The 21,822-nt window shown below is 61.1% G+C and carries 16 protein-coding genes; 3 read left to right on the forward strand and 13 right to left on the reverse strand.

The window, feature by feature from the left end; all coding sequences use genetic code 11:
* Window positions 1–132: 132 nt before the first annotated feature.
* From dut to F0P96_RS19615, 3 genes are read right to left on the reverse strand one after another with little or no spacing between them, the layout of a single operon-like run.
* Complete coding sequence (gene dut / locus F0P96_RS19605) at window positions 133–570, reverse strand: dUTP diphosphatase (protein WP_151080749.1); 438 nt, start codon at window positions 568–570, stop codon at window positions 133–135.
* A gap of 40 nt (window positions 571–610) precedes the next feature.
* Window positions 611–2,128, reverse strand: a complete 1,518-nt coding sequence (locus F0P96_RS19610) for an oligosaccharide flippase family protein (protein ID WP_151080695.1) — start codon at window positions 2,126–2,128, stop codon at window positions 611–613.
* Between the two features lie 41 nt (window positions 2,129–2,169).
* Window positions 2,170–2,958, reverse strand: coding sequence for an enoyl-CoA hydratase/isomerase family protein (locus F0P96_RS19615; RefSeq protein ID WP_151080696.1), 789 nt, complete (start codon window positions 2,956–2,958; stop codon window positions 2,170–2,172).
* A gap of 260 nt (window positions 2,959–3,218) precedes the next feature.
* Here F0P96_RS19615 and mscL point away from each other — a divergent pair, with 260 nt between their 5' ends.
* The 3 genes from mscL to F0P96_RS19630 all read left to right on the forward strand — a co-directional run bounded on the left by mscL (window position 3,219) and on the right by F0P96_RS19630 (window position 5,300).
* Window positions 3,219–3,647, forward strand: a complete 429-nt coding sequence (gene mscL, locus F0P96_RS19620) for a large conductance mechanosensitive channel protein MscL (RefSeq protein WP_151080697.1) — start codon at window positions 3,219–3,221, stop codon at window positions 3,645–3,647.
* 113 nt (window positions 3,648–3,760) lie between these two features.
* Window positions 3,761–4,753, forward strand: coding sequence for a DUF3078 domain-containing protein (locus F0P96_RS19625; protein ID WP_151080698.1), 993 nt, complete (start codon window positions 3,761–3,763; stop codon window positions 4,751–4,753).
* Window positions 4,754–4,850: 97 nt separating this feature from the next.
* Window positions 4,851–5,300: a hypothetical protein gene (locus tag F0P96_RS19630; protein WP_151080699.1), complete on the forward strand. Its 450-nt coding sequence runs from the start codon at window positions 4,851–4,853 to the stop codon at window positions 5,298–5,300.
* Window positions 5,301–5,451: 151 nt separating this feature from the next.
* On the opposite strand, the gene F0P96_RS19635 is transcribed toward F0P96_RS19630, so the two are convergent.
* The 10 genes from F0P96_RS19635 to F0P96_RS19680 all read right to left on the reverse strand — a co-directional run bounded on the left by F0P96_RS19635 (window position 5,452) and on the right by F0P96_RS19680 (window position 21,774).
* Complete coding sequence (locus F0P96_RS19635; protein ID WP_151080700.1) at window positions 5,452–6,270, reverse strand: DUF5602 domain-containing protein; 819 nt, start codon at window positions 6,268–6,270, stop codon at window positions 5,452–5,454.
* 37 nt (window positions 6,271–6,307) lie between these two features.
* Window positions 6,308–6,826 (reverse strand): OmpA family protein, encoded by a 519-nt coding sequence (locus tag F0P96_RS19640; protein WP_151080701.1) that lies wholly within the window; start codon window positions 6,824–6,826, stop codon window positions 6,308–6,310.
* A 59-nt stretch (window positions 6,827–6,885) separates the two neighbouring features.
* A complete protein-coding gene (locus F0P96_RS19645; RefSeq protein ID WP_151080702.1) occupies window positions 6,886–7,524 on the reverse strand; it encodes a hypothetical protein in 639 nt (212 codons plus the stop codon).
* Window positions 7,525–7,568: 44 nt separating this feature from the next.
* The gene (locus F0P96_RS19650; RefSeq protein WP_151080703.1) at window positions 7,569–8,357 is read right to left on the reverse strand and encodes a hypothetical protein; all 789 of its coding nucleotides are present in this window, start codon (window positions 8,355–8,357) and stop codon (window positions 7,569–7,571) included.
* A gap of 253 nt (window positions 8,358–8,610) precedes the next feature.
* Window positions 8,611–9,075 carry a hypothetical protein gene (locus F0P96_RS19655; RefSeq protein WP_151080704.1) on the reverse strand — a complete coding sequence of 155 codons (465 nt, stop codon included), beginning with the start codon at window positions 9,073–9,075 and terminating at the stop codon, window positions 8,611–8,613.
* Between the two features lie 281 nt (window positions 9,076–9,356).
* A complete protein-coding gene (locus tag F0P96_RS19660) occupies window positions 9,357–12,371 on the reverse strand; it encodes a 7TM diverse intracellular signaling domain-containing protein (RefSeq protein ID WP_160620165.1) in 3,015 nt (1,004 codons plus the stop codon).
* Window positions 12,372–12,556: 185 nt separating this feature from the next.
* On the reverse strand, window positions 12,557–15,685 hold the full coding sequence (gene infB / locus F0P96_RS19665) for a translation initiation factor IF-2 (RefSeq protein ID WP_151080706.1): 3,129 nt from the start codon (window positions 15,683–15,685) through the stop codon (window positions 12,557–12,559).
* Window positions 15,686–15,831: 146 nt separating this feature from the next.
* Window positions 15,832–17,139: a transcription termination factor NusA gene (gene nusA / locus F0P96_RS19670; protein WP_151080707.1), complete on the reverse strand. Its 1,308-nt coding sequence runs from the start codon at window positions 17,137–17,139 to the stop codon at window positions 15,832–15,834.
* A gap of 126 nt (window positions 17,140–17,265) precedes the next feature.
* Window positions 17,266–17,739 carry a ribosome maturation factor RimP gene (locus F0P96_RS19675; protein ID WP_235917539.1) on the reverse strand — a complete coding sequence of 158 codons (474 nt, stop codon included), beginning with the start codon at window positions 17,737–17,739 and terminating at the stop codon, window positions 17,266–17,268.
* Window positions 17,740–17,844: 105 nt separating this feature from the next.
* Window positions 17,845–21,774, reverse strand: coding sequence for a DUF7948 domain-containing protein (locus F0P96_RS19680; RefSeq protein ID WP_151080708.1), 3,930 nt, complete (start codon window positions 21,772–21,774; stop codon window positions 17,845–17,847).
* Window positions 21,775–21,822 lie beyond the last annotated feature (48 nt).

The following is a 21,822-nucleotide window of genomic DNA, read 5'->3' on the forward strand; positions in this document are numbered from 1 at the left end:
CCGCAAAAGTCGACCGCAGATTTGACGGATTTTACTGATTTCGCAGATTTTTTTGCACCTGAGGGCGAAGTAAGTGCTTAAATAACCGAATGAAAGCCCCGGCCAGTGTTACGTACTCACCTGCCGCAGAAGTTATTTGGTGCCGGTGCTGCCGTAGCCACCCGCGCCGCGCTGGGTTTCGCTCAGTTCTTCGGCGGCCTGCCACGCCACCCGCTCGTGGCGGGCCACTACCAGCTGCGCAATTCGTTCGCCGTCCTGCACCACAAAATCGGTGTCGGACAGGTTTACAAGCAGCACTTTCAACTCGCCGCGGTAGTCGGCGTCGATGGTGCCGGGGCTGTTGACAATGCCGATGCCGTGGCGGTAAGCCAAGCCGCTGCGGGGGCGCACCTGGGCTTCGTAGCCTTCGGGAATTTCCAGAAACAAGCCGGTGGGAATGAGGGCGCGCTGCAGCGGCCCAAGCGTGACGGGCTCGGCCGGAAGGTGCGCGTACACGTCCATGCCGGCGGCGTGGGCGGTTTGGTAGGCCGGCAGCGGGTGGCCCGAGCGGTTAATGATGTTGATAGACAGCATACGAAAGGCGGCAGCTCGACTGCTACCGGGCCCAAAGCTACGGTTTGGCTGCCACTCGCGCGGCAGGCAGTGTGCGGCGCTCCACCACAAAAAGCACGGCCACAAAGCCCAGCGTCAGCAGTACGTGCGCGCCTTGGCGCAACCACCAGTCGGCAATGGGCACGTACCAGCCCACGGCCACCACGCCCACGGCCAGCAGCAGCCACGCGGCCAGCCGACCAACCGGGTAGGGCACCGGGAAGTAGCGGTTGCCCAGCCACCAGCAGGTAAAGGCCATCAGAAAGTAACAGGCCAGGGTGGTGAAAGCACAGCCCAGGTAGCCCAGGTGCGGGATGAGCAGCCAGTTGAGCACCACCGTGAGCAGGGCGCCGCCCGCGCTGATGTAGGTGCCGAAGTAGGTGCGGTCGGTGAGCTTGAACCACACCGAGAGGTTGTAGTACACGCCCAGAAACAGGTTGGCCAGCAGCAGCACCGGCACCACCGCCACGCCGGTGCGGTACTCGGGGCGGCGCAGAAACAGGTGCTCCAAAATGTCGAGGTTCAGGCTGACAGCCACGAAAATAACCGCGCAGCAGAGCGTAAACCACTTCAGCACCACGGCAAAGGTGGCGGGGGAGTTTTTTTCCTGGGCCTGCGAGAAGAAGAACGGTTCGGCGGCGTAGCGGAAGGCCTGAATGACGAGCTGCATGAAGATGCTGAGCTTGTAGCAGGCCCCGTACACGCCCACCGCCGTCAGGTTCGACTGGCCGGGGTAGAAGCCTTCGGGCAGCCAGTACTTGAGCATGGGGCGGTCGAGGGTTTCGTTGATCATGCCGGCCAAACCCATGAGCATGATGGGGTAGCCGTAGCGCCACAGCGCCGGGACCTGAGCCCAATCGAGGCGGAAGCGGAAATCGGTCAGCTCGCGCCAGAGCAGCGGAATGAACAGCGCATTGGCCAGCAGGTTCACCCAGAACACGTAGCCCACGCCCAGGTCGGGGTCGTAGATGTAGCCGATGAGCGGGCGCAACCCCGTGAGGTATTTGCCCTGCCACACATCGGCGCAGAACACCACGAAAAACAGCGTCAGGCCGACGTTGGCGGCTACGTTGGCCAAGCGGATGGCGGCAAACTTTTTGGCCTTGCCTTCCAGCCGCAGGCGCGCAAACGGAATGGCCACCACCGCGTCGATGGCCATAACCAAGGCCAGCCAGATAAAGAACCGCTCTTTGCCGGGGTACTTGAGGATTTCGGCAATGGGCCCGGAAAGCAGCATGACCAACCCGCTAAGCACTGCGCTGCTGAGCAAGAGCAAGCTCAGCACTTGGCTGTAGAGCTTGCGGCGGTTGGCGCCGGCGCGGTTGGCAAAACGGAAAAACGCCGTTTCCATCCCGAAGGTGAAGACCACGTTCAGGAAGGCCACGTAGGCGTACAGCTCGGTGACGATGCCGTACTCCGACGCCGCAAAGCGGGCCGTGTAGAGTGGCACCAGCAAGTAGGTGAGCACGCGGCCCACAATGCTGCTCACGCCGTACACGGCCGTTTGGCCGGCTAGCTTTTTGGCCAGTCCGCTCACTTAGGTCGTGGAATTAGCGTCCGCAATCAATACCAACAGGCTTAGGCGCCGGTGAAGTGCGCCGGGCGTTTCTCCAAAAAGGCCTGCGTGCCCTCGTGGAAATCGGCGGAGCGGAAGCAGCGGCCGAAAGCGTTGGCTTCGGCCTGGTAGCCGTTGCGCTCGGGCGAGTAATAGGCGTTTACGCAGTCGATGACCATGCCCACGGCCAGCGGCGCTTTGGAAATGATGCGCGTGAGCAGCTGGCGGCAGAAGTTCAGCAACTCGGCCTGCGGCACCACGTGGTTTACCAAACCCAGGCGCAGGGCCTCATCGGCTTTGATCTGGTCGGCGCTCATCAGCAGCTCCAGCGACTTGCCTTTGCCCACCAGCTGGGTGAGGCGCTGGGTGCCGCCGTAGCCGGGCACCAGGCCCAGGTTCACTTCGGGCTGGCCGAAACGGGCATTGTCGGAGGCTACGCGTATGTGGCAGGCCATGGCCAACTCGCAGCCGCCGCCCAGCGCAAAGCCGTTGACGGCCGCAATAACCGGTTTGGTGCTTTCCTCAATCATGCAGAATACTTCCTGCCCGGCTTCGGCCACGCGGCGGCCCATCACCTCGTCGAGGCCGGCCAGCTCGGCAATGTCGGCACCGGCCACAAAAGCCTTTTCGCCACTGCCCGTAATGATGACACCGCGCACGCGCTCATCGTCGCGGGCCATTTCCATGGCCTGTTTGATGTCGGCAATGGTGGCCGCGTTCAGGGCGTTGAGCTTGGTGGGGCGGTTTACGGTGATGGTCAGAATGCCATCATCGGTGCGGTCGAGGGCGAGGTTGTCGAGGGCAGTGCTCATGCGCAGGGGCGTGCAGGCAAGGGAATGAGGTGATGGGCAAAGATAGACAGCAATTGTGGGCGAGGTATGCCAGGGCCAAACGAGCAGAACGACTCGTCCGGCGAGGCTGGGCAGGCGTCGGGCGAAAGGTCTGTGGTTCGGCCGGCATAAAACGGAAGTTTGCAAGCGGTACCGGCAAAGTAATAATTCACACCGGTGAATATTATTATTACTTTGGTCGGGTCCTGCTTTCCTTCTCTCACCCCAACCAACACATCACCATGGGCTTCGTCTCCGAATTCAAGGAATTCATCTCGAAGGGCAACGTACTTGACCTCGCCGTCGGCGTCATCATTGGCGCTTCGTTCGGCAAAATCGTCGCCTCACTTACCGACGACATCATCATGCCCATCCTGAGTCTGGCGACGCGCGGCATCGATTTCAAGGAGAAGTTCTTTGCCCTCGACGGTCAGCATTACGATTCGCTGAAGGCCGCCCAGGATGCCAAAGCAGCCACGCTTAACTACGGCAACTTCATCAATGCCATCATCTACTTCCTGGTCATTGCTTTCGTCATCTTTTGGGTGGTGAAGTTGGCCAACCGCTTCAAGCGCCCCGCGCCGGTGGCCGTGGTTTCGGAGCCGACGCCTTCCAAAGAGCAAGTGTTGCTGATGGAAATTCGCGACGCCCTGCGCACCCGCAACGCTTAACGCAGCACCTGCACACCTTTACGTTCCGCAAAAAACGTTGCTGGCCGATTTCCACCGCTCACGTTAGAGGGGCCGGAAATCGGCCTTTTTGTTCTCCTTTCCTGCTCCCGACTATGAAGAAGACGCTCTACACCCTACTGCTATTGCCCACGCTCAGCCTTGCCCCGCGGCTTGCGCTGGCTCAGGACCCGGCGCCCAACCGCGCGCCGCTGCCGCCCACTACCTACAAGATTTCGACCGAAGTAGATACCACCCAGGGCTGGCGGCGTGGCGGCGTGGGTACGTTCAATTTCAGCCAGGTTAGCCTGCGCAACTGGGCGCCGGGCGGGCAAAGCTCCCTGTCGTTGCTGGCCATCGGCAACTCGTTTGCGCACTACCGCGGCCCCGAGCACACCTTCGACTTTGCCGCCGATGTGGTGTACGGCCTGCTAAAGCCGGGCAAAGCACGGGTGCGCAAAAACGACGACCGGCTGGAGTTGAATGCCCGCTACGGCCACTTTCTCACCAACAAGCTGTCGTGGGCGGCCCAGCTGAACCTGAAAACGCAGCTTACGCCCACGACCGATCTGGTGCGAACCGACTCGTTGCTCTCGCGCTTCTTTGCCCCGGCCTACATCCTGGCCTCGCTTGGCATCGACTACCGGCCCAACACCGACTTCTCGCTGTTCCTGTCGCCCATTACCGGAAAGTTTACCGTGGTGGGCGACCGTACGCTGGCCGATGCCGGCGCATTTGGCGTGAAAGCGGCCCGGCGCGATGCCCAAGGCCGGCCGGTGGCAGGTACCGGCGAGCGGCTGCGCGAGGAAATAGGGGCCTATCTGAACGGCCGTTACCGCAAGCCAGTACTTACCAACATCACCTACCAAACCAAGCTGGAACTGTTCAGCAACTACTTTCACAACCCGCAGAACATCGACGTGAACTGGGAGAACCTGATTGACTTCAAGGTCAACAAATTCGTCAGTGCCAGCGTAGCCACCGTCTTGGTCTACGACGACGATATTCTGGTGCCCGTCGACCGCAACGAAGACGGCGTGCCCGATTCGCGCGGGCGGCGCGTGCAGTTCAAGGAAACGTTAGGTATCGGGCTGACTTACAAGTTTTAAAAATAGGAACTAACTTGCCCATCCACCCCGTTTTTCCCGCAGCCTGTGGCACATGGTTTGCCGGGACGCTTTGCCCACCCACACCCAACCATCACCCATGAAAGTATTTTTTGCCGCCGCGGCCCTGCTTTGCACCGGCCTGCTGACGACACATGCTGCCCACGCCCAGACCACGGCGGCCGCCTCGCGGGAGGAGCAAGCCCAGAAGGCCAACGAAGCCGGCCTGCGCAAGCGCAAAGCCGGTTCGCCCGACGACCTGGCCCGCATGCAGCGCCGCATGAGCATGAACCCCGACGAGGTGAAGCGCGACCAGCAGATTGAGGTGTTGGAAGCCCGTTCGGGCGTTACCAGCTACTCGGCGGGCAGCTCGGCCGGCTCGCGCCAGTATGAGAAAGGCAGCGGTGGTTTCACCGTGAAACGCTTCCGCGACAAAAACAGCGCCGCCCTGCAAAAGCGTGGCCAGTCGCGCCCCGCGCCCGGTATCGACCCCAAGGGCAAGCCGCTGAAGCACAAAAAGCCCCATAAGTTCCTGGGGCTGATTGGATAACGAGTCACTCCTGTTACGACATGAAAAAGCCCCGGCGCAGAGCTCCGGGGCTTTTTGCTTTTTCGTTGGACCGGGGCCACCGTTCGCCCCCAGCTACTGGAAAAAGTGTCGAGGAGCGCAGCCACTGTAGCAAGGCCGCGCACAACAGCGGTTAGCGCAATACCATGTCGTGGAGCACTACCACATGCTCCTTGGCTTGCTGATCGAAAGCGATGGTGTACTTGGTGGGGTAGTAGCGGCCGGTCAGTTGGAAGGCTTGCGGCTGCTGTACTTCGAAGGTTTGCGTGGTCTTGGCGGCCAGAGTAGTCTTGGCAATCATGGGCTCCATGAAGTTGATTTTGCCGTCGTAGGAGCCGTAGATGAAGGTTTGGGTGAAAGCCTGGCCGTGAAACTCGTGGCCGGTGGGGTCGACCCAGTGGCGGCCCATCATGGGAATGGTGTTGACCGGGCCCGGAGGCGAGATGTAGCCGCTGGGCAGAAACCGGGCCTCGGGCAGAATTTCGCCTTTGGGGTCGTTGAGCTGAATTTGCTGGCGTTGGGCCAGCGTCATCATGTAGAAGTGCACATCGAAGTGCGCCGAGGTGTACACGCCGGCCGGTTCGTGGCCATTAGGGTTCCAGTCAACCGACACATGGTCGTAAGCCGTTTTAGCGGCCTCGGCAGGTAGCGGCAGGCGAAACCACGTGGGCGGCGTAGGCGGCACGGGGTCGGTGGTAGGCAGGCCGGTGAGGGCCGCTTCCGTCATGCGCGCCCCCACTTCAGTTGGAACGCCGTTCTTGTCGAGCGTGACGAAGCTACGAGCCGAACCATTACCCATTGTAACAGTGTCGCCGAAGTAGGTTTTGGTTTGTGGTTCGGCGGGGTTGTCGTCATCGTCGCAACTGGCCAAGGCCAACGCGAGCAGGCCGGCAAGCAGCACACCCGCCGAGCGGCGGATAAATACTGCGGATGCCGAAGAAGATGTCATCATAGCAAGTGGGTGCAGAAGCGGGCAGGGCCTAATGCCCTCAGAGCTTGACGAATTCCACGCGCTGGTTAAGCGGTGCGTATTCGTCGTCCGGGTCGGTGTAGAGGGGTTGCGTTTCACCCAGGCCTTTCACCGTGAGGCGGGTACCCTCAATGCCAGCGGTTATCAGCGCGGCGCGCACGGCATCGGCGCGGCGCTGCGAAAGACGCAGGTTGGCGGTAGCATCACCGGCCACCAGCGTGTGGGTTTCGATGCGCAGCTTCATGGCCGGGTCGCGGCGCAGGGCATCGGCTATGCCCTTCACAAAGGGTTGCGAGTCGGCAAGCAGTGTGGCGGTGCCTTCCTCAAACTGGATAGCGTGCGACATCAGACGACCTTCTTCCAGCAGGGTGCTGTAGTAGTCGGCCGTTTTCTCCGCCACCTTGCGGTCCACGGCTTCCTCAATTTTGCGTTCGGCCACGCGGCTGGCGGCGCGCTCCACGGCGCGGTTGAGCATATACAATTGCCCTTGCGACACAAGCGGCAGGCAACACAAGAGGGCAAGAAGTATCGTTTTCATCGGTGGTGAGGCAGAAAATGAGAATGAGGTATGCAATGAGGGCAGCCGCGGAAGCGGAGCTACAACTTGGCCAGCGCCTGCAGGTCCATGGCGCGGGCTACGTTGCGTACGGCGTCGGTATCCTGCTGCTGGTTTAGCTCAACCGAGACGAAAAACCGGTCGCCGACACCAAGCGCCACGGACGCAAGGCGTTCTTTCTTTTGCAAGGTTTCGTAGCCCTGCACGTTGGGTAAGCCCAGGTTGCAGCCGCGCATGAGCTGCTCGTCGTTTTCCTGAGAAAAGTTGGCCGACATCATGGCCGTTACGCCAGCGTAAAGAGCAGTGGCTCCATTGTAGTCCACCAGCTGCACTTTCAGGCGCTGATTGCCTTTGCGGTAGTGCTGCTCGCAGGTGGAGTAGCTCACGCCGCCCATGTTCACCGATTCGCCTTGCGGGTTGCCGTCGCGCACAAAGCCAGCAACGGTGGCGGGCAGGTATTTCTGCAGCTCCCGGTAGGGCAACGACAGGGTGTCGCCCAGTACGTGCCGCTTGCGCTGCAATCGTTCGGTGCGGGCCAGGGTTTGCTCGATCTGGTGCGCCGCCCGGCTAACTGCAGCTACCTTTTTGTGAGCATTGGGCGCCTCTTGGAGCTGACTACAGCCAACCGGGAGAAGCAGGCACAAAACCCAGCCCGAGAGCAAACGCGTGCGGGAAAACATATCGAGCGGGTTGCAAAGGCGTGGGTGGTGGAGAAAGGGGAGGGCTAGAACTTTGCCGACAAGCCCAGTTTCAGGTAGTTCATGTCGTAGCCCAGCTCCGCAAAGGCACCGATGTTGTCGGTGAAGAAGTAGCGGCCACCGATGAACAGGCCCGAGGTAATGTAAGAGCTGCTGCTCTTGTAGCCGTCGTAGCCGGGGGTGTTGTCGAAGTAGGTGTTCTTGTACGATTCCACCCGTACGCCCACGCTCAGACCGGCGTAGGTGTCCAGCTTGGGGTTTTCCAGAATGTTGTAGTGGTAAGTGCCGCGGGCCGAGACCAGAATATTGCTCCAGCTGGCCTTGTAGCCGCCCGAATAGTCGTAGTGGTAGCCTTTGTATCCCACCAAGCCGCCAATACCGATGGTTCCGGGACCAACACCATCGATAAAACCGCGCTCTACCGAAAGGCTCATGGCTGGCGTAGCTTTAATGGTGCCAAAACCGTAGCCGTACCCTAGACCTACGCCCACACCCAAGTTTACCGCCGTGCTGCCTTTGGTGAAGGTCTCCATGCTGCTGCTCGACGACTTCGGCGCGGCTTTCGCGGCCGGTTGGGCGGCGGGCTTGGTGCTTTCAACAGGGGCGGTAGGTGTTTCTACCACGGCAACCGGTTTGGGCGCAGGCTTAGCAGCAGTGCCGGGCTTGGCGGCCGCTGTCGATTTGGAAGCCGTAGCCGCTGGTTTGGCCGCAGTGGTTTTGGCCACTGGTTTGGCGGTGGTGCGCGTCTGGGCTAAAGCCGGAGTGGTGGCCAAAGCCGGGAGCAGCAACAGAGCAGAAAGGCTAAGCGTTTTCATGGAGGTACGGTGAAATGAAGGGAACAACAAGTGTGAAGTCAAGTCCAATTGACTGTTACAAAGCTACCTTTGACCCGTGCCTGCGTCAATCGCATGATGATGTGAGAATAGTGCCAATAGATCGTAAAGCAGGTTTTTAGCCTCATAACACTGTAAAAAAGAAAGCCCCGCACCCAGCCTGGATAGGCCAAGTGCGGGGTGAACAAACTGTGGCTGGTGCTTTTGCTAAGAGGCCGAGTAGGGCCGCTACTGCTTAAATGTCACGCAGGAGGCGTTGGGCCAGGCGGCCAATTATCGGCAGCGGCTCTTGCGAGGAATTCATGGCGGCCATTACGCCGAACATGCGCATCAGCATGATGACCCCGAAGCAAACGCCCGACATCATCAGACTGCTCCAGCCCCACACCGGTAGCATGGCTACCTGGCTGAACAGGCAGGCCAGCGTGACAATGTGCAGGAGTGTCATTTGGCGAAGGTGAAAGTTCACCAGGGTCGAGCGTTGCTCTTTGGGCATGCGGTACGCCAACAGCCAGCCGAAAATGGATAGGTAGCACATAATGGCCAGCTTCCGGTCGAACTGCTGGGCTTCGGCGGGCCGCTGCGAGTACGACCAGCGGATGCTCATGTCCACTTGGTCAAAGTCGCCCATCCAAGCGCTAATGCGGCTGCTCCAGCGCAGCAATGTGTCATCCGCAACGAGTCTTCCCAAAGCAAGCATAGCAGCAAAACGGTTGATGAGTTTTCGGAAGTAGCCCGGACTCTTGGCTTGACGAACAAGCCGGGAAGAGCCGGTTGCTAACTGAACTCCTGCCAGTGCTAGCAGCCTTCGTTCAGTAGCGAAACAAAGGTGTACTCCTGAACCTATAAACAGCTAATACAAATGTTTCAAAGAATAACACACATGTAACGAGGTGGTTAAATTGCTGATATACTGAGTGTTAATTGTTGGATGCGTGCGGAGTTACAGCCTAAAAAAAGTGGCGTAACGACCAATTTAATTTATCGGGAAGAGGTATCGGCGGCGACCAAAGAGGCAGCCGCATACTCCGAAGGTGTTTGGTTGTATAGCTCCCGGAAGCATTTGGCGAAGTACGACAGGTTGGCGAAGCCGACCTGATCGGCTACTTCGGCCACGTTGCCGGCCTGGCCCTGCAGCAGCACGGCCGCTCGCCGCAGCCGAAGGGTGCGCACAAACTCCGACGTCGACTGGTCGGTCAAAGCTTTGAGCTTGCGGTGCAGCTGTACCCGACTCATGGCCATGTGTTCGGCAAACGCCTCGACGCTGAAGTCGGCGTCGGCCAAGTGCTGCTCCACCACATTCATGGCCCGGCTGAGAAACGCCTCGTCGGTGGACGTGACGCTTACCTCGCTCAGCTCCAACTTCAGCTCCCGCCCAAAGCGCTGCCGCAGCAGCTGCCGTTGTCGGATGAGGTTGTGGATGCGGACGCGCAGTTCATCGGGGCGGAAGGGCTTGGTGAGGTATTCGTCGGCGCCCAGGCCAAAACCTGCTAGCCGGGTTTCCTGCTCCGAGCGGGCCGTGAGCAGAATGACGGGAATGTGGCTCGTGCGCTCGTCGGCACGCAGGCGTCGGCACAGCTCCAGCCCGTCGAGGCGTGGCATCATCAGGTCCGATACCACCAAGTCGGGCACGGCGGCAACGATGCGTTGCAGGCCCTGCTCGCCGTCGTCGGCCGTCAGTACGCGGAAATCGGTAGCGAGACAAGTGCGCAGGTAGTCGCGCATTTCAGGATTGTCTTCGACCACCAGCACCAGCGGCCGCGCATCTTCACCCGTAGGTTCAGAGTCGGCTTCCGTTAGGGCCAGCAGCTTGGAGCCGCGCAGTTCGGGCACCTGGGGCGCTTGGGCTTCGAGAGGCGCGTCGGCTAGCTCGGCCGGCGTGAGGTGCGCCGCACCCAGCGGCAGCTCCACAACAAACGTGGTGCCTTGGCCCACGGTGCTCATGACGCGCACCGCGCCGTGATGCAGCGTAACCAGCTCCTTCACCAGGGCCAGGCCGATGCCCGTGCCGTCGTGCAGGCGCGTCAGGTTGCTGTCGACCTGGTGGAAACGGTCGAAAATCAGCGGGAGGTGTTCAGCCGGAATGCCCACGCCCGTGTCGCGCACGCGCAGTACAGCGTGCTCGTGAGCCAAGCCAACACTCACCGTAACCTGCCCACCGGCGGGTGTGAACTTGAGGGCATTGCCCAGCAGGTTGTAGAGAATTTTGTCGAACTGGTCGGCATCGAGGTACACATCTGGCAGCTCGCTTTCGGCTTCAAACGACAAAGCCACGTCGCGGCTGGCCGCCAACGACTCGAATGCCGCCACGCTGGTACCCACCAAACGGGCCAGATCAACGGGAGCCGCAGCCAGGCGCATCTGCCCGCTTTCGAGGCGGGCAATGTCCAGCAACTGGTTGATGAGCTGCAACAGCCGGCGGGCGTTGCGATGCATCAGCGCATACTCAGGCCGGGGTGCCGCGCCGGGCTCATGGCGACTTTCGCTCAGGAGTTGCTCCAAAGGGCTGATGATGAGCGTGAGCGGAGTGCGAAGCTCGTGCGAAATGTTGGTGAAGAAGCGCGTCTTCAACTCATCAAGCTCCTGCAGCTTGTGCGAGGTGCGGATGCTTTCCTGCAACTCGTGATAGGCCTGCTGCAACTCGTTGGCCCGCTCGGCCAGCGCCCGGTTGGCGTTTTGCTGCACTTCGTCCTTTTCGCGGGCGGTAGCCAAGGCTTGGTTTTGTGCCAGCTGGGTTTCGTGGAGCGCGGCCAGCGTTTGGGTTTGCGCTTTTTCCTTGTCGCGCAGGGCCGCCAACGCTTCTTCCTGCGCCTGCTGCCGCTCCTTCTTCGCCAAGTTGATGCGGTCGGCCAAGCCCAACGACAGCAAAATCATTTCCAGCGCCGAAGCCACGTGCACGCCGTGGAAAGCCCAGAAGTTGTTGCGCGGGGTGATGCCCAGCAAACCCAGGTAGAAGTTGGCAATGGCCAGCAGCAGCAGCGTCCAGCCCAGCATGTAGTAGCGGGCCGGTCCGTAGCCCGTCAGCAGCACCAGAATGCCGGCCACCAGTAGTACCACGCTGGTCCACAGCGCCGCACAAACCGGCCCCAGCAGTGCTACCGTCGAACCCATCGGAACCACGGCTACTAGAGTGGGCACCCAGGCCACGGCCAAGGTCAGGCGCAGCAGCTTATCGAAGCGCGGCAACAGGCGCGGTGTCTCGAGGAAAGCGCGGGCCGTGAGAGTGCCGAAGAAGATGCACAAACTCAGCAGCAGGTTCTGGCGCAGGTCCATTGCGTAGCCGCTCAGCCCTTCGCCCCAAAACTGCCGCATGTAGCCCGTCATGTCGAACTGCAGCAGGATAAAACAGGCCACGTAAAGCGAGTAGAGCAAGTAGCTCCGGTCGCGCACCGAGATGAATAGCAGAAAGTTATAGGCCAGCAGCGCCAACAGGATGCCGAAGTACGGCCCCATCACCTGGTCGCCAAGCCGGGCCTGTTGCAACAGGTAGGCCTGCTCGGCAACGCCCACAAACAACGATTCGTCACCTGGGCCCCGCAGGTACAGCGTCACGGTTTCGCCCAATGGCAGGTTCAGGCGCAGGTTGTAGTGGCGGTGCGGCACAGCGTGCGTTTGCGCCATTGGCAGCACCGAATTCAACCGGTAGTGCTGCACCTGACCGTTCTGGCGCACGGCATACACGTCAAACTCGGCGGCGGCATCGGCCTGTACCAGGAGCATCCAGTGGGTGCTGGCTGCAGTTTCGGAGCGTACGTACCCGCGCAGCCAGCGGTATACGCCTGGCGCCTTGCCCGATTGCCGCACATTGTCGAGCACAAACTGGTCTGCCCATGGCGGCTGTTGCACCTGGGCCAGCGTCAAAGGCTGTGCGTTTTGGGTGCGCGAGTCGTGCAGCTCGGCCAGGTAGGTGTTGAAGCGGTGCGTCTGCGCAGTGTCGCGCAGCACGAGCAGTTCACTCGGGCTGATGGGCGTAGCCCACGCCGGCCAAGCCCCCATCAAGCACAACCATATACACACCAAGTATTTCATCCGAATACGTTTTGCTCCGGGGCTAGCACCTGAATATACCAATTCCATCGGGTATCCAGAGGCATACAAATGCCAAAGGGTTGCTTGCAGGCCCAACAAAAAGCCCCGGCCGTTGCGGGCAGGGGCTCGTTGTGGTTGACGCCGCAAGTGGTTTACAGCGTCCGCTTAACTTCTTTCTCTTCGAAGCCTTCGATGATGTCACCTTCTTGGATGTCGTTGAAGCCTTTAATCGAAATACCGCATTCGTAACCCTGGCGTACCTCCGACACGTCGTCTTTGAAGCGCTTGAGGGCCTGCACGTCGCCGGTGTACTGTACGATACCGTCGCGCACCACCCGCACTTTCGTGTTGCGGTGCAGCGAACCGTCCGTCACCATACAGCCGGCAATGGTGCCCACTTTAGTGATGTTGAACACCTGGCGCACTTCAATGGTGGCCACAGTCACCTCCTGCACCGTCGGGGCCAGCATGCCTTCCATGGCATCCTTCACCTCGTTGATGGCATTGTAGATGATCGAGTACAGGCGCACATCGATTTGCTCCTGCTCGGCCAGCTTCCGGGCGCCTAACGACGGACGAACCTGGAAACCGATGATGATAGCGTCGGAAGCCGAAGCCAACAGCACGTCCGATTCCGAAATGGCGCCCACACCCTTCGAGAGGATGTTTACGGCCACTTCCGGTGTCGAGAGCTTGAGCAGCGAGTCCGACAGGGCTTCCACCGAGCCGTCCACGTCGCCCTTCACAATGATGTTGAGCTCCTTGAACGAACCGATAGCCAAACGGCGGCCAATCTCGTCGAGCGTGATGTGCTTCTTGGTGCGCATCGACTGCTCGCGCTGCAGCTGCAGGCGCTGGGTGGCAATTTCGCGGGCTTCGCGCTCCGTTTCCATCACCACCACTTTGTCGCCGGCTTGCGGTGCACCCTGCAAACCAAGAAGCTGTACCGGGGTCGAAGGACCAGCCGATTTCATCTTCTTGCCGCGGTGGTCCGTCATGGCCTTCACGCGGCCGTAGTGCGGGCCAGCCAGCACAATGTCGCCAACTTCCAGCGTACCCGTTTGCACCAAAATGGTGGTTACGTAGCCTCGGCCCTTGTCGAGCGATGCTTCGATAACCGAGCCCACGGCACGACGGTCGGGGTTGGCTTTCAGCTCCAGCAGTTCGGCTTCCAGCAGGACTTTCTCCAGCAGGTCGTCGATACCAGCGCCGGTTTTGGCCGACACCTCTTGCGACTGGTACTTACCGCCCCATTCTTCCACCAGAATGTTGATGGCCGACAGCTCCTCGCGAACCTTATCGGGGTTGGCACCCGGCTTATCAATTTTGTTCAGGGCAATAACGATGGGCACCCCCGCCGCTTGCGCGTGGTTGATGGCTTCCTTCGTTTGCGGCATCACCGAGTCGTCGGCCGCTACCACAATGATGGCAATGTCCGTCACCTTGGCACCACGAGCACGCATAGCGGTAAACGCTTCGTGACCCGGCGTATCAAGGAAGGTGATGCGCTTGCCCGACTCGGTTTTTACCTCGTAGGCGCCGATGTGCTGGGTAATACCGCCGGCTTCGCCTTTGGCCACCTGGGCATTCCGGATGTAATCAAGCAGCGACGTTTTGCCGTGGTCGACGTGGCCCATGATGGTCACAATCGGGGCGCGGTCCTGGAGCAGATCCGGATTCTCGTCGGCATCGATAACTACTTCCTGCTCGTCTTCTGCCGAGAGGAATTCCACGTCGTAGCCAAATTCGTCGGCAATGACGGTAATGGCTTCGGCATCGAGGCGCTGGTTGATGGACACAAACATGCCCATGTTCAAGCAGACCTTGATAACCTCGTTCACCGACACGTTCATCAGCGAAGCCAAGTCGTTGGCCGAGATGAACTCGGTCAGCTTCAGCGTCTTCGAAGCTAGCTCGTTCTGCTGACGCTGCATTTCTGTAGCTTCAGCAATACCGGCGCGCTTGTCGCGGCGGTATTTGGCGCGGTTCTGCTGGTTACCCCGGCCGCCGCTAAGCTTGGCCAACGTAGCCTTAATCTGGTCCTGAATCTGCTTGTCGTTCTGCTCGGGCGTGCCAGGAGCCGCGTTGGGGCGCGGGCCACGGTTGTCACCGGGCCGGCCTGGGCCGCCGCCGGGGCGGTTCTGGTTGGCTGGCCGCACGGGGCGGTCGTTGCCGGTGCCGGGGGCACTGGGGCGGTTGCCTTGCGGGCCACCCGGGCCGCCTTGCCCTTGCGGGCCGCTGCCGGGAACGGCAATGCGCTGACGCTTTTTCTTGTCGCCAATGCCCGCCTTGCGTACATCCGACGAAGCCACCGGACGGGCACCCCGACCTCCACCGCCACCACGCCGCGAGGCGTCAACGGGAAGTTCGATTTTGCCCAGTACCGTCAGGCCCTTCAGCTGTTCGCCGCGGGCTACGATGGTGCCTTGGTCGCCGCCATCGGTTGCGCCGGCATCAGCGCCACCGTCGGCAGGCTTGGCTTCGGCAACGGGAGCCGCAACGGGCGCTGCCGGAGCAGCTGCTTGTACGGGCTCCGCAGGCTTGGCAGCCGGCGCAGGGGCGGGAGTCGGAGCCGCCGGACGGGTTTCCGCTACGGGAGCGGGAGCCGGCTTGGGTTGTTCGGGAACTGGCACGGGCTTCACCTCGGCAGCAGGAGCTGGCGTGGGTTCGGGCCGCGGTGCCGGAGCCTCAACGGGCGCAGGAGCAGGCTTGGGCGCTTCGGGAGCAGCGGCTGCCGGAGCAGCCGGCGTCGACTTCACCTCGGGGACTGGAGCTGGCTTGGGAGCCTCAGCCGCCGGAGCAGGTGCCGGCTGGGCCGGACGCGGCGGTACCGGGCGGCCTTTAGCATCCAACTCAATCTTGCCCAATACTTTCAGGCCCGGCACGGTACGACCGTTCTCGGGTGCTGCAGCGGGAGCGGGTTGAGGAGCCGGAGCAGCAGGTGCTGGGGCAGGAGCCGCCGCTACCGGCTTAACCGGCTCGGCGGGCTTGGCTACCGCGGCAGCCGCCGCGGCTTTAGCGCGCTCAGCTTCCTTCGCTTGCGAGGCTTGCTCGAGCTCGGTATGGCGTAGCGTTTGGCCACGCTTCGCCGCCTCCGCCTTGTCCTGGGCCGACGATGCAAACTCCTTGTTCAGCAGCGCAACCTGGTCGGGCGAAAGTTTGGTGGTGGGTTTGTTTTCAATAGAAATGCCCTTGCCCGCCAGGAAATCCACGATGGTGTGGGTTCCGACGTTGAGGTCAGTGGCCGCTTGTTTTAGCCGTTTGCTTGCTGCTTCCGCCATTCTTTGGTCGCGCTCGATACTCGTAGTTTGGTGCAAAAGTACGATTTAATTATTGCCAAACGGCGGAAAACTGGCCCGGTGAGGCCCGTTTTCCGCCTGTGTATGGGAGAGTTCCGGCCCACCGACCCGCGGTGGGCTTCGCTCAACTACTCTTTTGGAGCTTCGGAGGCTGCTTCCGAATCGTCTTCGGCGGCGGCTTCTTCGGTCTCGTTTTCGCCGTCAAACTCGGCCTGAATCACGCGGAAGACCTCTTCCACGTTTTCTTCTTCGAGTTCGGTGCGGCGCACCAGGTCTTCTTTATTGACGGCCAATACGGCGCGGCCGGTGTCGAGGCCGATTTTTTTCAACTCGTCAATAATCCACGATTCCAGCTCGTCCGAGAATTCGTCGAGGGCAATGTCCTCTTCGTAGGAGTCGGCTTCGCGGAATACGTCGATTTCCATGCCTACCAACCGCGAGGCCAACTTAATGTTGGCGCCACCGCGGCCAATGGCCAGGGAAACCTGGTCGGGTCGTAAGAACACCGAAACCCGGCCGGTTTGTTCATTAATTTTCATCGACGAAATCTTGGCCGGCGACAAGGCACGCTGAATGTACAGCTCCAAGTTGTCGGTGTAGTTGATGATGTCGATGTTTTCGTTCTCTAGTTCGCGCACCACGGCGTGAATACGCGAGCCTTTCATGCCCACGCAAGCACCCACGGGGTCGATGCGGTCGTCGTAGCTTTCGACGGCCACTTTGGCCCGCTCGCCCGGCTCGCGCACGATGTTCTTGATGGTGATGAGGCCGTCGAAGATTTCGGGCACTTCCTGCTCCATCAAGCGCTCCAGGAAAGCCGGCGCGGCGCGCGAGAGAATGATTTTAGGGGCGCCGTTGATTACGTCGACGCGGTGTACCACGGCGCGGATGTTGTCGCCTTTGCGGTAGCGGTCCTTGGGAATCTGCTCGGGCTTGGGCAAGCTCAGCTCGTTTTCTTCCTGGTCGAGCACGAGGGTTTCGCGGCCCCATACTTGGTAGACTTCGCCGGCAATGATTTCGCCGACCATGTCTTTGTACTTCTGGTAGAGGTTGTCGCGCTCCAAGTCTTTCACGCGCTGAATCAGCGTTTGGCGGGCCATGAGCACGGCGCGGCGGCCGAAGTCCTCCAGCTTTACCTGCTCGGATACTTCTTCGCCGATTTCGAAGTCGGGCTCAATTTTCTGCGCTTCCGACAGCGGAATTTTGTCGTGGTCCCAGATATCCTCCGAGTCATCGTCCACAATCTCGCGGTTGCGGTAGATTTCCAGGTCGCCGTTGTCGGGGTTGATGATGACGTCGAAGTTGGAGTCGTCGTTGTACTTCTTCCGAATCATCGTGCGGAACACCTCTTCGAGGATGCTCATCATGGTGGGCCGGTCGATGTTCTTGAACTTGGCAAATTCCGAGAATGACTCGATTAGAACGTTGCTGTTCATGAGAAAAGCTATTGGCTGGTAGCTTTTAGCTGTTGGCTTTACGGGCCTTGAGCGGAGCGGCAGCGGTTGAGGAAATGGAATTTAAGTTACGACAGCTACCAGCCAATAGCCAATAGCTCAGTGCTTTTACTTGAAGGAAATGACCACCTTGGCTTCCCCGATTTCGGAGAAGGGCACGAAAGCCGGCGGCAGCAGCTTCTTTTTGTTTTTCTCTTTGACTTCTTCGCTCAACATGATGCCGTCGGGCGTGAACTCCTCGAGCGTGCCGGTTTTCTCGGTGCCGTCGGCCATTTTGAGGGCCAGCGTCCGGCCCACGTTGCGGGCATACTGGCGCGGGCTCACAAACGGCACATCGGCGCCGGGCGAGGTAACTTCTAAGTGGTAAGTGGCCTCTTCGCCGTACAGCTCGTCGATTTGGCGGGCGAGGCGGCGGCTGGTGCTGGCCAGCTCGTCGATGCCGATGCCCTCGTCGCCATCAATCACGGCCGTGACTTTGGGGCGCACGGCCGAGTCGCTTACCGTGAGTTCAACCACGAAGTAGGCGGGGCCGGGCAGGCTTTGGTCCAGCATCTGCTGAATACGGGTGCGGTCGAAGTGCATGGGCGGGGTGGGAAAAGAAAGAGGGGACGCTGCCGTCCCCTCTGCCAATACCGATTTGTTGGGCACAAAGATACAACATTGCCCGGCGCGGTGCAACCGCCGGCCTCAGCGCTGGATTTCCAGCCAGCCTTTGGCTTTGCGGCCGTCGGCGCTTTGCAGCAGGTAGTAGTATATACCGCCGGGCAGGGTGCCACCGCCCCAGTCGTTCTGGTAGTTGGTCGCCTCAAAGACCTCGTTTCCCCAGCGCGAAAAAACCTGCAGCCGCGTCTGGCAGCCGAAACTGGGCCTGAACACGTCGTTTTTCTGGTCGCCGTTGGGGGTGATGATGTTTGGCAGAAACACATCCTTTACTTCTATTACCGGCAGCTCCTGCGTAAGCTGGCAACGGCTATTGTTGTAGAGCAGCGTGGCCGAAGGGTGGTAGCTACCCGCCGTGATATATGTGTGCAGCACCTCGGTTCCGGTGGCTTGGCTGCCGTCGCCAAAATCCCACTGGATAGCACTAGTAGCCGAAAAGCGCACTTGCAGCGGTGCATCGTGGGTTTCGGGGCAGGCCGTGGGCGCCCAGGCAGGGGCAAAAGCCGGAACCGGGGCCACACTGATGCGGCGCGTGGCGGAGACGGTGCAGGGCGCTTGGGTAATGGTGTACGTGAGCGTGGCGCTGCCACTAAAGCCGGCAGGCGGGGTAAACACGCCGGCTGCCGTCACGTTCGGGCCACTCCATGCACCGCCGCTGGGCGACGCCTTCAGCCGGATGGCCTGCATGGTGCCAGGGCAGAGCACGGTATCGGGCGCTACAGCGAGGGTAGGAGGAGTGGTTACGGTAATCGTTTGGCTGGAAAGCGCCGGGCAGGGGCCGGCTGTGCCTACCGAATAGGTGAGGCGGTGCGTACCGGCGCCGGCCGTGCCAGGGGAGAAAAAGAAGCCTGAACCAACAGTGCCCGTAATGCCGGGGCCGCTCCAGGTACCGCCCGCCGGCGAGGCAGCCAGCCGAATGGCGCTGGTGGCATTGGTGCAGGCATCGGGCAGTGGCGTGAGGCTGACCACCGGCACGGCCGTGACGCCCACAACCAGCGTACTGGAGGCGCTACACGTGCCGCCGGAGGCCGAAACTGTGTACCGCAACGTTTGCTGCCCGGCTAAAGCGGCCTTGGGAACAAAGAAGAAGCCTACGCCCACCGAGTCGACGACGCCGGGGCCGCTCCAGATGCCGCCTGCCGGCAAACCGCCGAGCCGAATGGGAGGCGCCGGGGCGCAGGTGCTGAAGTTGGGCCCAGCCGCAGCACTGACCACCGTTACCGGCCGCGTGGCCTGCACGGTGCAGCCGCCGAGTGAGTAAGTATAGGTGATGGTGTGCGTACCAGCACCCGCTGCCGAGGGCAGAAACTGGGTGCCACTCACGCCCGGGCCGCTGAATGTGCCGCCAGCCGGTGTGGCCACGAGGGGAACTGGCGGCAAGGGCGCCGCGCCTAAACAGTAAGCCGGCTGCGGCAAGGCATTAAAGCTCACCGAGGACGGGGCCGTTACAGTCAGCCGCAAGGTGGCTACTCCAGAGCAGGAGCCGGTGGTCAGCACGGTGTAGGTGAGGGTTTGCACCCCCAACAACGCAGTACTGGGCGTGAATGTATAGCTGCCGGCTGAGCCCGTCACGCCGGGGCCGCTCCAGATGCCACCGGCCGGCGAACCACCCAAGGGGATGGGCGCGGCGGTGGCACACACGGTTTGGTCGACGCCGGCCGAAGGAATGTTGCTTTCAAAATTAAACTTGAAAGCGACGTTGTTGCAGAAAGCCGAGCTGCCGATGGTAGTAGAGTAGCTACCCGCGCCGGGCGGAATGGGAAAACTACCCGAGCCGCAGGAGCACACCGCTTGGTATACAATGCCGCGCGGGTCAAAGCGCGAGGTGCCACCGTCCACATGGTCACCAATAGAGAGGTCGTTGGCCCCGAAAAAGGTCGCGTAATCAAGGGCCGCCGCGTTGGGAGCCAGCTGCAGGAAATAAAAGTCGCTGCCGTCGGTGGTGCGCTGGATGCCGTTGGGGGTAGTGGGCATGCCGGTGGTGTAGCCGTTGTTGTTGCCGTTGAACGCGGAGTTCAGAATGCCGCCCCAGCCGCTCACGTAAATCCGGTCGCATTGGTCCACCAAAAAAGCCGTGGGCGAAATATCAATATTGAATCGGCCACTGCCGAACACGGTGGAGAATACCGAAGTGGTCAAATCGGAGTTCAGCTTCTGAATAAACTGATGGCTGTTCGCGTTGGCATACCGGCCGGGCGTAACGGGATACGCTCCCAGGCTCTGGCCGAGCACGTAAGGGTTGCCATTGGTGTCGAGCTGCACGAAATAGGCCTGGTCGTAGGAAGCCGTGCCGAGGTAGGTGGCCCGTTGCAGCACATTGCCGGCGTTGTTGAGGCGCGCCACAAAGCCATCGACACCGCCCCGGACGATGGAATAAAGCGCGCCGGCGGTAGTGGGGAAGTTGATGCTGGTAGTGCCGCCGCTCACAAACACATTGCCCGTAGCATCAAGCTGCAGTGAATACGCTGCATCGGCACCGCCACCGCCGAGGAAGTTGCTCCACAGCAAGGTGTTCAGGTCCGGCGTCAGCTTGCAGACCACAGCATCGGAGGCGCCGCCGTTGAAGGTCGTGCGGAAGCCGTTGATGCCCGGGAAGTTGAGGGAAGCCGTCGACGAGGCGATGTACACGTTGTCGGCGGCATCTACCAGTACGTCGCCCCGAAAGGCGTCGCCGTAGTTGTGCACCAGCGTGCCCGTACCCCCCGAGGGGTTCAGGATGCCATCGTTGCTGGTGCCGCCGAGAAAGGTGGAGGCCACTAGGCTGCTGCCCGTGGCATTGAGCCGGGCAATAAACAGGTCGGAGCCGCCGGGCACGTCGTACGGTGGGCCGTCGTTGAACGGGTCGACGTAGGTGCCGCCGTTGAAGCTACGGTCGTAGGCGTTGGTAGTCGTGGGAAAGAGCGTTGACGACGTAGCGCCCAACACCACTAACTCGCCCTGGCTGTTGACCACCATGCTTTCGGGAAAGTCGGCCCCGTTTCCGCCGAGGTAGGTGGCCCACACCCGCGAGGCCGGGCCCGTGGTGGCGGGGTTGTATTTGATGATGGCCACGTCGATGCCGCCGGAAAAGGACTGACTATAGGCACCCGGCGAGGCGGGGTAGCCCAACCCAAACACAATGCCGCCGGAGTACATGTTGCCCTGCGCATCGTAGGTGGCGGTGAAACCCCAGTTGTCGGCTGTCGAGCCGGTGAAGGAGGAAAACACGACGGTCGGGTCGATGGTCAGCGGGCGGCGGCGGTCGTAGTCGCCCAGGGCAAAGCTCACGCCTTGCCCGCGCAGCACGTAGCGGCAGCTCACCGGCTGGCGGCGGCCGTCGGGCGCCACCTGCCAGGCTTTCGGCGCCAGCTCCGTTACCTGCCCCACACTGGTACCAATAGTCAGCGCGCCCTCGGGCGTGAGCCGTAGAGCATCGGCTCCTGTATAAGCTAAGCGAATGGCGGCGGCATTGGCGCCGCTGGCCAGCTCGAAATCGTATTCCAGCTGCGCGGTGGCGTTTTCGTAGAAGCGGGCCTCAATGCCGGGCCACAGGTTGGCGTAGCGCAACTCGGCGTAGCTGGCTACCTGCCGGGCCCAGTGCGCGGGGTCGTTGCCGAGCAGGTAGTTGCGCACTTCGGCAGTGGGCAACTGGGCCTTGGGTTCGGTAGCCGTTGCGCCCACAAACCGTACCTGCACGGCATGCGCTTTCAGAAGCTTATCGGGGTGGGGCAAGGATTCGCGGCCGTGGGCATGCGGGTCGACCGGTTCCGACAGGGCGTAGGTGAAACCGGTGCGCTCCATAAAAAGCCGGCCGTTTGGAATACCAGCCATGTAGCGGACCGGTGCCGCCCATTGCCCGCGGTTCTCAATAAACTCAAGCCCCCGCGCCGGGGCAGGCGCGGGGGCTTGGGCAGAGGCAAAGACCGAAATCAGCAGGCTGTAGAAAGCAACAATCGGGGTAAGGATGCGTGGGCACATACTAGCCAAAGAAGTAAATACGGACGGAAAATAGGCATAATAGCGCGG

This window comes from Hymenobacter busanensis, from assembly GCF_008727865.1.
GTDB classification, from domain to species: domain Bacteria; phylum Bacteroidota; class Bacteroidia; order Cytophagales; family Hymenobacteraceae; genus Solirubrum; species Solirubrum busanense.

What these genes read in the sequence shown, in the direction of transcription:
- F0P96_RS19615 (WP_151080696.1), bottom strand. Translation starts at nt 2,958, where the DNA reads ATGAGCACTGCCCTCGACAACCTCGCCCTCGACCGCACCGATGATGGC.
- mscL (WP_151080697.1), top strand. Translation starts at nt 3,219, where the DNA reads ATGGGCTTCGTCTCCGAATTCAAGGAATTCATCTCGAAGGGCAACGTA.
- F0P96_RS19625 (WP_151080698.1), top strand. Translation starts at nt 3,761, where the DNA reads ATGAAGAAGACGCTCTACACCCTACTGCTATTGCCCACGCTCAGCCTT.
- F0P96_RS19630 (WP_151080699.1), top strand. Translation starts at nt 4,851, where the DNA reads ATGAAAGTATTTTTTGCCGCCGCGGCCCTGCTTTGCACCGGCCTGCTG.
- F0P96_RS19635 (WP_151080700.1), bottom strand. Translation starts at nt 6,270, where the DNA reads ATGATGACATCTTCTTCGGCATCCGCAGTATTTATCCGCCGCTCGGCG.
- F0P96_RS19640 (WP_151080701.1), bottom strand. Translation starts at nt 6,826, where the DNA reads ATGAAAACGATACTTCTTGCCCTCTTGTGTTGCCTGCCGCTTGTGTCG.
- F0P96_RS19645 (WP_151080702.1), bottom strand. Translation starts at nt 7,524, where the DNA reads ATGTTTTCCCGCACGCGTTTGCTCTCGGGCTGGGTTTTGTGCCTGCTT.
- F0P96_RS19650 (WP_151080703.1), bottom strand. Translation starts at nt 8,357, where the DNA reads ATGAAAACGCTTAGCCTTTCTGCTCTGTTGCTGCTCCCGGCTTTGGCC.
- F0P96_RS19655 (WP_151080704.1), bottom strand. Translation starts at nt 9,075, where the DNA reads ATGCTTGCTTTGGGAAGACTCGTTGCGGATGACACATTGCTGCGCTGG.
- F0P96_RS19660 (WP_160620165.1), bottom strand. Translation starts at nt 12,371, where the DNA reads ATGGGGGCTTGGCCGGCGTGGGCTACGCCCATCAGCCCGAGTGAACTG.
- infB (WP_151080706.1), bottom strand. Translation starts at nt 15,685, where the DNA reads ATGGCGGAAGCAGCAAGCAAACGGCTAAAACAAGCGGCCACTGACCTC.
- nusA (WP_151080707.1), bottom strand. Translation starts at nt 17,139, where the DNA reads ATGAACAGCAACGTTCTAATCGAGTCATTCTCGGAATTTGCCAAGTTC.
- F0P96_RS19675 (WP_235917539.1), bottom strand. Translation starts at nt 17,739, where the DNA reads ATGCACTTCGACCGCACCCGTATTCAGCAGATGCTGGACCAAAGCCTG.
- F0P96_RS19680 (WP_151080708.1), bottom strand. Translation starts at nt 21,774, where the DNA reads ATGTGCCCACGCATCCTTACCCCGATTGTTGCTTTCTACAGCCTGCTG.